At 73.3% G+C, this 10,913-nt stretch carries 10 protein-coding genes and 1 pseudogene; 7 read left to right on the top strand and 4 right to left on the bottom strand.

Annotation, left to right across the window (positions count from 1 at the left end):
- Positions 1-2: 2 nt before the first annotated feature.
- Positions 3-941: an SGNH/GDSL hydrolase family protein gene (locus ACFU6K_RS17640; protein ID WP_380663965.1), complete on the bottom strand. Its 939-nt coding sequence runs from the start codon at positions 939-941 to the stop codon at positions 3-5.
- Between the two features lie 367 nt (positions 942-1,308).
- On the opposite strand from ACFU6K_RS17640, the gene ACFU6K_RS17645 reads away from it, so the two are divergent.
- From ACFU6K_RS17645 to ACFU6K_RS17660, 4 genes are all read left to right on the top strand, one after another.
- Positions 1,309-2,964: an FAD-binding dehydrogenase gene (locus ACFU6K_RS17645; RefSeq protein WP_380663967.1), complete on the top strand. Its 1,656-nt coding sequence runs from the start codon at positions 1,309-1,311 to the stop codon at positions 2,962-2,964.
- A 129-nt stretch (positions 2,965-3,093) separates the two neighbouring features.
- Positions 3,094-3,510 (top strand): hypothetical protein, encoded by a 417-nt coding sequence (locus ACFU6K_RS17650; protein WP_049652764.1) that lies wholly within the window; start codon positions 3,094-3,096, stop codon positions 3,508-3,510.
- Positions 3,511-3,717: 207 nt separating this feature from the next.
- Positions 3,718-3,972: a hypothetical protein gene (locus ACFU6K_RS17655; RefSeq protein ID WP_049652766.1), complete on the top strand. Its 255-nt coding sequence runs from the start codon at positions 3,718-3,720 to the stop codon at positions 3,970-3,972.
- 202 nt (positions 3,973-4,174) lie between these two features.
- Positions 4,175-5,842, top strand: a complete 1,668-nt coding sequence (locus ACFU6K_RS17660) for a fibronectin type III domain-containing protein (RefSeq protein ID WP_380663969.1) — start codon at positions 4,175-4,177, stop codon at positions 5,840-5,842.
- Between the two features lie 104 nt (positions 5,843-5,946).
- On the opposite strand, the gene ACFU6K_RS17665 is transcribed toward ACFU6K_RS17660, so the two are convergent.
- Complete coding sequence (locus ACFU6K_RS17665) at positions 5,947-6,279, bottom strand: YnfA family protein (RefSeq protein WP_380663970.1); 333 nt, start codon at positions 6,277-6,279, stop codon at positions 5,947-5,949.
- Positions 6,280-6,297: 18 nt separating this feature from the next.
- On the bottom strand, positions 6,298-7,512 hold the full coding sequence (locus ACFU6K_RS17670) for a pyridoxal phosphate-dependent aminotransferase (protein ID WP_380663972.1): 1,215 nt from the start codon (positions 7,510-7,512) through the stop codon (positions 6,298-6,300).
- A gap of 97 nt (positions 7,513-7,609) precedes the next feature.
- Here ACFU6K_RS17670 and ACFU6K_RS17675 point away from each other — a divergent pair.
- A pseudogene (locus ACFU6K_RS17675) lies at positions 7,610-8,017 on the top strand (winged helix-turn-helix transcriptional regulator); the annotation flags it as partial.
- 311 nt (positions 8,018-8,328) lie between these two features.
- Entirely contained in the window at positions 8,329-9,138 is an 810-nt protein-coding gene (locus ACFU6K_RS17680) for an SGNH/GDSL hydrolase family protein (RefSeq protein ID WP_380663974.1), read from the top strand.
- Between the two features lie 38 nt (positions 9,139-9,176).
- Here the strand turns inward: ACFU6K_RS17680 and ACFU6K_RS17685 are convergent, their stop codons facing one another.
- Complete coding sequence (locus tag ACFU6K_RS17685) at positions 9,177-9,839, bottom strand: GNAT family N-acetyltransferase (RefSeq protein WP_380663975.1); 663 nt, start codon at positions 9,837-9,839, stop codon at positions 9,177-9,179.
- A gap of 129 nt (positions 9,840-9,968) precedes the next feature.
- Here ACFU6K_RS17685 and ACFU6K_RS17690 point away from each other — a divergent pair.
- A partial coding sequence (locus tag ACFU6K_RS17690) for a pentapeptide repeat-containing protein (RefSeq protein WP_380663977.1) occupies positions 9,969-10,913 on the top strand: 945 nt, incomplete at its 3' end.

Here is a 10,913-nt window from a genome sequence, read left to right on the forward strand (position 1 = left end):
TGCTACTTCAGCGCGGCGAGCACCGCCTGCGCCATCACCTGCTCGCCGGTCGCGTTCGGGTGGAACGGCACGGCGGGCGAGCCGGGCAGCGCGCCCTCGATCCAGCGGTCGTCCGAGCAGACGTCGTGCCCGAGCGTCGGCGTCGCGGTGTCCACGTAGGTCGCGCCGTTCGCGGCCGCGGTGGACTTCAGGGCGGCGTTCAGCTTGTCGAGCACGCCGTGCATGTACTCGACGTCGCCCGGGGTGACGGGCTGGCGCAGCACGCAGGTCGAGCCGTCGGCGGGCAGTACGGACGGGTAGCCGACCAGCAGCACCCGGGCCCCGGGCGCCTTGGTGTGGATGCGCTTGAGGGTGTCGGTCAGCTGCGGGGTGATGGTGGTGCGGATCCGCTCGGCGAGGTCGTCGGTGCCGTACTGCCAGGACATCGTGCTCCAGTCCCAGTAGCCGTGGTGGTAGACGTCCTTGCAGGGCGTGCCGAACGGGTTGACGACGGCGCCGGCGATGCAGGTGGCGACCAGTTCGCCGAGGCCGAGGTCGCTGGCCGCGAGGTCGTTGCCGCCGATCCCGAGGGTGACCAGGTCGGTGTCGGCGGTGACCGCGTCCAGCTGCGGGTCGTTGACCCGGATGAAGGCGTCGTACTGGGGCTGCGTCATCGCCTTGATCTTGGCCGCGGCGCAGGTGACGTCGGTGTACCGGCCGGCCTTGAGGGCGCCGGCGACCAGGTGGCCGTAGTTGCGGTCGGAGCGCAGGCACAGGCCGGCCGACTGGCCCGGAACTCCGGCGCCGGCGGCGTAGGAGTCGCCGAGTGCCACGTAGTGCTTCGGGGTCGGGGCGGCGGCCTGGGCGGTGGTGGAGGTGAGCGCGAGCGCGGCACCGAGGGCGACGGCGGCGAGGGCGGTGGAATTCCGGAGGTGCCGGGATTTCCGGGCAGGACGGAGCACGGTTCCTCCTGGGGGAGAGAAACGACGGGTGGGGGTCGTGCGGAGCCGGACTGCGGCTACTCGCAGGTAAGTTACTGCCGTGTTTCCCGGACGTCCATGGTTCGCGCGGAAATCGCCGACATTCCGTCAGATGTGGTCGAACGGTGCCGAACGGCATTTCGCATTTCGCTCCACCGGGTATCGCTCGGCAATCGCACGGGTATCGCCCGCCCGTCGACGGCAATTCCGAAACGGCGTGGAGCGGAATTCACGGCGGCGGTTGTTACTCACCGGTTGACCGGACGTCACCGCAGGCCGCAGTATCGGGCGCACAGCGACGGCGCGTCCCGGGCGCGCCGCCACCGCGAGCCGCGACGGAGGACTGCGCATGGCCCTGGACGCCGACGTCATCGTCATCGGGGCGGGCCTCGCGGGCCTCGCCGCCACCGCCGAACTCGCCGACGCCGGACGGAAGGTGATCCTGCTCGACCAGGAGCCCGCGGCCTCCCTCGGCGGCCAGGCGCACTGGTCCTTCGGCGGGCTCTTCCTGGTCGACTCGCCCGAGCAGCGCCGGATGCGGATCCGCGACTCGCACGCCCTCGCCCGGCAGGACTGGTTCGGCACGGCCGGCTTCGACCGCCCCGAGGACGCCTGGCCGCGCCGCTGGGCCGAGGCGTACGTGGACTTCGCGGCGGGCGAGAAGCGCTCCTGGCTGCACGGCATGGGCGTGCGGTTCTTCCCGGTGGTCGGCTGGGCCGAGCGCGGCGGCCAACTCGCCGACGGGCCCGGCAACTCGGTGCCGCGCTTCCACATCACCTGGGGCACCGGCCCGGGGCTGCTGGCGCCCTTCGTCCGGCGGGTCCGCGCGGCCGCCGCGCGCGGCCTGGTGGACCTGCGCTTCCGGCACCGGGTCACCGGGCTGTCCGCCACCGCGGGCGCCGTCGACACCGTCACCGGCGAGGTGCTGGTGCCCAGCCCGGCGGGCCGGGGCGAGGCCAGCTCGCGCGAGGTGGCCGGAAGCTTCGAACTGCGCGCCCAGGCCGTGATCGTCACCTCCGGCGGCATCGGCGGCAATCACGAACTGGTCCGCAAGGCCTGGCCGGCCCGGCTCGGCACCCCGCCCGCCAGGCTGCTCTCCGGGGTGCCCGCGCACGTGGACGGACTGATGCTGGACGTCGTCGGCCGGGCCGGCGGCAGCCTGATCAACGGCGACCGGATGTGGCACTACACCGAGGGCATCGAGAACTGGGACCCGATCTGGGCCCGGCACGGCATCCGCATCCTGCCCGGCCCGTCCTCGCTCTGGCTGGACGCCCGCGGCAGGCGGCTGCCCGTCCCGCTGTTCCCCGGCTTCGACACCCTCGGAACGCTCGAACACATCATGACCACCGGGTACGAGTACACCTGGTTCGTGCTCAACCAGCGCATCGTCGAGAAGGAGTTCACCCTCTCCGGCTCCGAGCAGAACCCCGACCTGACCGGGAAGTCGGTGCGCGGCGTGCTCGGGCGCGCGCTGCCCGGCGCCCCCGGCCCGGTCCAGGGCCACCTGCGGCACGGCCGGGACTTCGTCGTCGCCGGGAACCTCGCCGACCTCGCCCGGGGCATGAACGCCAGGACCGCCGAGCCGCTGATCGACCCGGACGAACTGCGCCGCACCGTCGAGGACCGCGACCGGCAGCTGGCCAACCCCTTCGCCAAGGACCTCCAGGTCACCGCGATCCACGGCGCCCGCCGCCACCTCGGCGACCGGCTCATCCGCACCGCCGCCCCGCACCGCATCCTCGACCCGGGCGCCGCCCCGCTGATCGCCGTCCGGCTGAACATCCTGACCCGCAAGTCGCTGGGCGGACTGGAGACCGACCTCTCCTCCCGGGTGCTGCGCCCCGACGGCGAGGTGCTACCCGGGGTGTACGCGGCCGGCGAGGCCGCCGGGTTCGGCGGCGGGGGCGTGCACGGCTACCGCTCGCTGGAGGGCACCTTCCTGGGCGGCTGCCTGTTCTCGGGCCGCACGGCGGGCCGTGCGGCGGCGCAGGTGGTGGCGTAGCGGCGCCGGTGCGGTGGCGCAGACGGTCGGGCAGCGGCGCGGGCGGTCTGGCGGAGGCCCCCTGGCCTGCGGGTACAGTGCGGGGGCCGGTGCGGAGCGCGCCGCCGACCACGAGGGGGAGCAGAGCCGATGAGCCGCCGAGAGCGCGACGGTGCCCGGGATCGCAAGCGGGGCGCGGGTGCCCCCGTGACCGTGACGGTCTGCCGGGGCTGCTGCTGCGGCACCGAGGCCAAGCATCCGGGGGTGGACCACGCGGGCCAGTACGAGCGGCTGCGGACGGCGGTGGGTTCGGCGGGCCGGGTCCGGGCGGTCAAGTGCCTGGACGTGTGCACCCAGTCGAACGTGGTGGTGGTCGGCCCCTCGGCGGAGGGCCGGGCGGCGGGCGGCCGGCCGGTCTGGCTGGGCTTCGTGCTGATGGACGACATGATCGACGAGATCGGCGCCTGGGTGCGCGCGGGCGGCCCGGGCCTGGCCGATCCGCCCGGGCTGCTGGACCTCCAGTTGATCTCGGTCTCCCGGCGGGTCCGCGAGGGCCTGCCGGAGTGAGGCCGGGTCTGCCGGAGTGAGGCCGGGTCTGCCGGAGTGAGGTCGGGTCGCGGCTGAGGCCGGGCTCCAGTCCTATCGGATGATCGTCGGATCATGTCTACCCAGGGCGAACCCGGGTCGGTCCGGGTGCCTTCACCACTACCATGACCGGTGGTGTCGGGCCCTTCCGGACGGCGCCGAGCCGTTTGCGCGCGAGGGAGGAAGCCGATGACGACGGTCTGCCGCATCTGCGCGGGCACCGGCCGGACCGCCGGCCTCAGCTGCCGGACCTGCCAGGGCACCGGCACCACCGAGGTGGGCGGCGGGGGCGGCAACTGCTTCCTCTGCGACGGCACCGGGGTGTACGTGCGCTACCGGGTGGACGCGACCGGCGCCAAGCACGCCTACCGGGACGAGATCTGCCGCACCTGCGACGGCACCGGCAACCGGACCGCCACCCAGTGGGACGAGCGCTCCGGCTGACCCCTCCCGCCACTGCCCGGGGCCGTCGCCGACACCCGCTCAGACCGTGGGGCGGACGGGGGCCATGATGCGGCGTCGGAACGGTGCGGACACGGCCTTTGCCAAACCATGGTCGAACATTGGCGTTCGAATGGGCGGTGCGCTGCGACCCGTTCACCCGGCGTCCGTGCGCGATCAACGCGCCGCTGGAAGAGTCCCGCGCATGGATATCCCCAACATGGGCGTGCCGGCCAAGCTTGCCGACCGCATGAGCATGGCCGAGCAGCACGAGTACCTGCGGGCCCGCTTCTCCCGCCGCCGGATGCTGCGCGCCGGTGCCGTGACCGTGGGCGCCGTCGCCGTCGGTGGCGCGCTGGGCAACGGGACGGCCTTCGCGGCCCCGGCCGGCCCGCAGTTGCTGACCGGTGGCACGACCAGTGGCATCGACGGCTCGCTGGTCGCGCCGATCGGCCGTCACCTCCAGTTCGGCCCGGAGCCGGACACCCAGTTCCGCATCTCCTGGCAGGTCCCGGCCCCGGTCAAGAAGCCGTTCCTGCGCTTCGGCAAGACCCCGTGGGAGCTGAGCCACAAGGTCCAGGCCGAGGTCCGCGCCCTGCACACCCCGGCGCTGACCCCGAACAGCCAGCCGGTGGACCAGTACTACCTGCACGTGGCGCTGGAGGACCTGCGCCCCGACACCACCTACTACTACGGTGTCGGCCACGAGGGCTTCGACCCGGCCGCGCAGCAGCAGATCTCCACCCTGCACACCTTCCGCACCGCGCCGTCCCGCGACCACCGCTGGGGCAAGGTGTACGAGCCGTTCACCTTCACCGCCTTCGGTGACCAGGGCGTCAGCGCGCACGCGGCCGGCAACGACCACATCATCAAGGCCCAGAACCCGGCCTTCCACCTGCACGCCGGCGACATCTGCTACGCCGACCCGGCCGGTTCCGGCACCGACCCGGACAAGTCCGTCTTCAACGCGAAGACCTGGGACGACTTCCTGGTGCAGACCGAGACGGTCGCCGCCGAGATCCCGTGGATGGTCGCGTACGGCAACCACGACATCGAGGCCTGGTACTCGCCGAACGGCTACGGCGGCGAGAACGCCCGCTTCTTCCTGCCGAACAACGGCCCGGACCCGCGCCAGGTCCCCGGCGTCTACACCTTCCGCTACAAGAACGTCGGCGTCATCTCGCTGGACGCCAACGACGTCTCCTACGAGATCCCGGCCAACCTGGGCATCTCGGCGAACAAGCAGACCAAGTGGCTGGAGCGCACCCTCAAGGACCTGCGCAACGACGAGACCGTCGACTTCGTCGTGGTCTTCTTCCACCACTGCGCCTTCTCCACCACCGTCGCGCACGCCTCCGAGGGCGGTGTCCGCGAGGCCTGGGTGCCGCTGTTCGAGAAGTACCGGGTGGACCTGGTCATCAACGGCCACAACCACATCTACGAGCGCACCGACGCGATCCTCGGCAACAAGGTCTCGAAGCAGGTGCCGAGCGGCGCCACCATCGAGCCGGCCAAGGACGGCGTGGTCTACGTCACCGCGGGCGCGGCCGGCCGCAGCCTGTACAAGTTCGACGTGCCGGACACCTACGAGGGGCACGAGAACCACCAGGACGAGGTCAAGACCTACTACTGGAGCAAGGGCAAGGTGAAGACCCCCGAGACCATCCAGTGGTCGCGGGTCCGCTACACCGGCTACTCCTTCATCAAGGTCGACGTCACCCCGAAGCACCTGGGCCAGAAGTCGGTCATGAAGGTCACCGCGCTGGCCGAGGACGGCACGCAGATCGACAACTACACGATCCTGCGCACGGTCGGCGAGGGCTGGGACTCGGACCGGGACGACGACGGCCAGGGCGGCGGCTGGGGCTGGTAGTCCCCGCCGGTCGCGACGGTGCCCCGGTGATGGTGCCGGTGCCCCTGCGCATGTGACGGTGCCCCGGTGTCGGAGGTGGGTCCGACACCGGGGCACCGGTGCGTTCAGCGCCGGGGGCCGTACATGATGACGGCGACCCCGGCCAGGCAGATCAGCGCGCCCAGCACGTCGTAGCGGGTCGGCCGGAAGCCGTCCACGGCCATGCCCCACAGCAGCGAGCCGGCCACGAACACCCCGCCGTACGCGGCCAGCACCCGGCCGAAGTGGCTGTCCGGCTGCAGGGCCGCGACGAAGCCGTACGCGCCGAGCACCACCACGCCCACCCCGGCCAGCCACCACGGCCGTTGCTCGCGCACGCTCTGCCAGACCAGCCAGCAGCCGCCGATCTCGGCGAGCGCGGCGAGGACGAACAGGGCAATGGAGCGCAGGACGGTCACGACCCAGAGCCTAGGCGTTCAGCTCTGCCGGTACGTCGCCAGGAAGCGCCCGATCCGGTTGATGGCCGTCTCCAGGTCGTCGGCCCGGGGCAGCGTGACGAAGCGGAAGTGGTCCGGGCGGGGCCAGTTGAAGCCGGTGCCCTGGACGACGTGGATCTTCTCGCGGAGCAGCAGGTCCAGCACGAACCGCTCGTCGTCGACGATCCGGTGCACCGCCGGGTCCAGCCTGGCGAAGGCGTACAGCGCGCCCTTGGGCTTGACGCAGCTGACGCCGGGGATCTCGTTGAGCGCCTTGACCGCGATGTCGCGCTGCTCGGTGAGCCGGCCGCCGGGCAGCACCAGGTCGTTGATGGACTGGTGGCCGCCGAGCGCGGCCTGCACGGCGTACTGGGCGGGCACGTTGGGGCACAGCCGCATGCCGGAGAGCATGGTCAGGCCCTCCAGGTAGTCGGTGGCGTGCTGCCGGGGCCCGGAGACGACCAGCCAGCCGCTGCGGAAGCCGGCCACCCGGTAGGCCTTGGAGAGGCCGTTGAAGGTGAGGGTGAGCACGTCGTCGGCCAGGGCGGCCAGGCAGTGGTGCTCGGTGTCGTCGTAGAGGATCTTGTCGTAGATCTCGTCGGCCAGCACCATCAGGTGGTGGCGGCGGGCCAGGTCGAGGATGCCCTCCAGCAGTTCCTTCGGGTAGACCGCGCCGGTGGGGTTGTTGGGGTTGATGACGACGATCGCCTTGGTGCGGGCGGTGATCTTGGCGGCGATGTCGTCCAGGTCCGGGTACCACTCGGCCTGTTCGTCGCACAGGTAGTGCACGGCCTTGCCGCCGGCCAGCCGGACCACGGCCGTCCAGAGCGGGTAGTCGGGCATCGGCACGAGCACCTCGTCGCCGTCGTCCACGAGCGCGGTGACGGCCATCTGGATCAGCTCGGAGGCGCCGTTGCCGAGGTAGACGTCGTTGACGGTGACGCCCTCGACCCCGCGCTGCTGGTAGTACTGCACCACCGCGCGACGGGCCGGCAGGATGCCGCGCGAGTCGCTGTAGCCGTGCGCCTTGGGCAGGTTGCGGATGATGTCCTGGAGGATCTCCTCGGGCGCCTCGAAGCCGAAGGGGGCGGGGTTGCCGGTGTTCAGCCGCAGCACGCTGTGCCCGGCCTCCTCCAGGGCGTTGGCCTGGTCGACCACCGGGCCCCGGATCTCGTAGCACACGTCATTCAGCTTGCTGGACTGACGAAACTCCATCTGCGGCCTCCCGACCGTCACCACCGCTCCGTTGCTTCAGCTTTGTTCTACCAAGTGTGTACTTGGAAAGTCCAACCTCTTGGCTATGCTGATCCGCATGTCACGCCGAAGCTACGACCAGTACTGCGCCGTCGCCCGCGCCCTGGACGCGGTGGGGGAGCGCTGGAGCCTCCTGATCGTCCGTGAGCTCCTGGCCGGCCCGCGCCGCTACACCGACCTGCACGCCGACCTGCCCGGCGTCTCCACCGACATCCTGGCCGCCCGGCTCAAGCAGCTGGAGGGCGACGGACTGGTCGCCCGCCGCCGGCTGGAGCGGCCCGCCAACGCGACGGTCTACGAGTTGACCGGGCGCGGCCGCGAACTGCGGCCGGTCGTCGAGGCGCTGGGGGAGTGGGGCCTGGCCGCCCTCGGCGAGCAGCGGCCCACCGACGCCGTGCGCGAGCACTGGTTCACGCCCCGGAAGGCGGGCGACGGGGTGGGCGAGGAGGCCGGCGAGGAGGCGGTGGCCGTGACGGGCTGACCGTCGCGACGGGCGCTGACCGTCGTGACGGGCGCGGTGCCTGCGGCGTGCGGGGCGGGCGCGGTGGCCCGGATGGGGCGGCGGCAAGGCCCCCGTCGCCGACCGCCGCCCCGTGGACCCAGGATGGACCGGGCCGATAAACGAACGATCGGCGTGCGATGAGCGCCGGGGGTCGCCGGAGTCGCTGGGGCCTGCCGGGGTCCGTCGGGGCCCGCTGCGGTTCCGGGCGGGCACGGACGTACGATCGTCGGATCGTCGAACCGCCGGAGTCATCCCGGGAGAGCGGAGGCCAGCTCGTGCCCACCCCCTACCGCAGCTACGTCGCCGTCGGCGACTCCTTCACCGAGGGCATGTGCGACGACCTGTTGCCGGACGGCCACTACCGGGGCTGGGCCGACCGGGTCGCCTCGGCACTGGCCGCCGAGCACGCCGAGCACGCCGAACGCTCCGAGCCGGAGTCCGCGGACACCGGCTTCCGGTACGCCAACCTCGCCGTCCGCGGCAAGCTCATCGGCCAGATCCACGACGAACAGCTCGCCCCCGCCGCCGCGATGGGCGCCGAGCTGGTCACCCTGGCCGGCGGCCTCAACGACGTGCTGCGCCCCGGCTGCGACATCGACGCCGTCGAGCGGCTGCTCGGCCGCTGCGCTGACGGGCTGCGCGCCACCGGCGCCACCGTGGTGCTGTTCACCAGCACCGACCCGACCCGCAGGATGGCGGGCGGCGCCCGGCTGCTGCCCGCGATCCTGCGGATGAAGGCCTTCGTCCAGGAGCTGGGCCGGCAGGACGGCTTCGTCGTGGTCGACCTGTTCTCCGCGCCCTGCTTCGACGACCGCCGGCTGTGGGCCGAGGACCGCCTGCACCTGTCGCCCGAGGGCCACCGCCGGGTCGCCGAGGGCGTCCTGGAGGCGCTCGGCCGCCCCGCCGCCTTCGACTGGCGCGCCCCGCTGCCCGCCGCCGCCCCGGCCGGCCGCGCCGAGCGGCTGCGTGAGGACGCCCGCTGGCTGGGCACCCACGTCGGCCCGTGGATCGGCCGCCGCCTCACCGGCCGCTCCTCGGGCGACGGCCGCCCGGCGAAGCGGCCGGAGCTGCTGCCGTACCGCTGAGGGCCGCTACTCCGCTGCCCGGTGCCGCGGGCCCCGGCCTACTCGGTGTCGTGGACGCCCGGCGCGTCGAGGACCAGGCTCGCCATCGGGGCGTGGGTGGCCCAGCCGAGCGCCGTGTAGAGCGCCTGCCCGTCCGGAGTGCCGACCAGCACGCCGGTGCGCGCGCCCCGCTCGTGCGCGGCGGACTGGAGCGTCCGCATCACCAGGGCGCCCAGGCCCCGGCGGCGGTGCTCCGGCGCGGTGGTGATCTGGTCCGGTACGGCCACGGGGCCGGCCAGGCCCGCCTGGCCGCGGGCGGCGAGGTGCCCGTCCCCGGTGCGCACCAGCGCCCGGAGGATCCCGCCCCGCTCCCAGGTGGTCACGGTGTACCCGGCCGGGACCTCGGGCCGCTCGGGGGCGAGCGGGGCGCTCATCAGGAAGCCCGGCGCGTCCAGCCGCCACCGCTCGTCCAGCCAGGGGCGCACGGTGGCGTCCTCGGCGAACAGCTTCAGCCAGGTGGTCGGCGCGGTGACGGTCTCGCCGAGCTTGCGGACCTCGGCCTCGGTCGGCTCCGGCAGCACGTGCCGGCCGACCTCGCCGACCGGCGCGCCGACGTCGATGCTCCAGCCCCAGGGCTGGTCCACCGGCTCGGCGGAGCCGCGCGAGACGGCCCAGCCCGAGATCCACATCCGGACCAGCTCCCTGACATCCGGGTCCCGCATGCCCCCACCCCCATGTGTAATGGTCTCTACTGCGCTGGACAACTTACCGGCACCGAGGGTCGTCTGCCCAGTAGGATTTCGGGGTTCACCGCGCCGCCCGGCGCCCCGCAGCTGGAAGGACCCCGGAACGTGCGCGAGACCGAGTCGCCGCAGGACCAGACGGCGGCCGCGCCGACCCCGCCACCGACCGCGCAGCCGACCCCGCTCCGGTCCGACTGCGGCAGCTGCTTCGGGCTCTGCTGCGTCGCCCTGCCGTTCGCCGCCGGTAGCGACTTCGCCATGAACAAGCAGGCCGGCAGCGCCTGCCACAACCTCCAGGCCGACTTCAGCTGCGGCATCCACGTGCGGCTGCGCGACAAGGGCTTCCAGGGCTGCACCGTCTACGACTGCTTCGGCGCCGGGCAGCGGGTCTCCCAGGTGACCTTCGGTGGCCGCAGCTGGCGCGAGGAGCCGGACAGCGCCAAGGCGATGTTCGACGTCTTCCCGGTCGTGCGGCAGCTGCACGAGCTGCTCCGGTACCTCACCGAGGCGCTCACCTTCGCCCCCGCCCAGCCCGTCCACGACGAACTGCGGCAGGCGCTGGCGGAGACCGACCGACTGGCCGGCGGCACCCCCGAGGAGATCCTCGCCGTCGACGTCCCGGCCCACCGGCAGCGGGTCAGCGAGCTGCTGCTGCGGGCCGGCGAACTGGTCCGGGCGGCCGTCCCGCGCCGCCGCGAGCTCCGCGGCGCCGACCTCTTCGGCGCCCGGATGCGCGGCGCCGACCTGCGGGGGGCCAACCTGCGCGGCGCCCTGCTCGTCGCGGCCGACCTCTCCGGCGCGGACCTGCGCCTCGCCGACCTGGTCGGCGCCGACCTGCGGGACGCCGCCCTGGCCGGCGCGGACCTCAGCACGGCCCTCTTCCTCACCCAGGCCCAGCTCGACGCCGCCCGCGGCGACGCCACCACCCGCCTCCCGGCCGGCCTGACCCGGCCCGCCCACTGGCCCGAGACCGCCCCGGCACCCGCCGCGGGCGCCGGTGCCGGGCCCCGTTCGGGCAAGGGCGTCGGGGCCGGGCCCCGCACGGGCCAGGGC

The sequence above is a fragment of the Kitasatospora sp. NPDC057512 genome (assembly GCF_042802135.1).
GTDB lineage: Bacteria > Actinomycetota > Actinomycetes > Streptomycetales > Streptomycetaceae > Kitasatospora.

What these genes read in the sequence shown, in the direction of transcription:
- ACFU6K_RS17650 (WP_049652764.1), top strand. Translation starts at nt 3,094, where the DNA reads ATGAGCCGCCGAGAGCGCGACGGTGCCCGGGATCGCAAGCGGGGCGCG.
- ACFU6K_RS17685 (WP_380663975.1), bottom strand. Translation starts at nt 9,839, where the DNA reads ATGCGGGACCCGGATGTCAGGGAGCTGGTCCGGATGTGGATCTCGGGC.
- ACFU6K_RS17670 (WP_380663972.1), bottom strand. Translation starts at nt 7,512, where the DNA reads ATGGAGTTTCGTCAGTCCAGCAAGCTGAATGACGTGTGCTACGAGATC.
- ACFU6K_RS17645 (WP_380663967.1), top strand. Translation starts at nt 1,309, where the DNA reads ATGGCCCTGGACGCCGACGTCATCGTCATCGGGGCGGGCCTCGCGGGC.
- ACFU6K_RS17660 (WP_380663969.1), top strand. Translation starts at nt 4,175, where the DNA reads ATGGATATCCCCAACATGGGCGTGCCGGCCAAGCTTGCCGACCGCATG.
- ACFU6K_RS17655 (WP_049652766.1), top strand. Translation starts at nt 3,718, where the DNA reads ATGACGACGGTCTGCCGCATCTGCGCGGGCACCGGCCGGACCGCCGGC.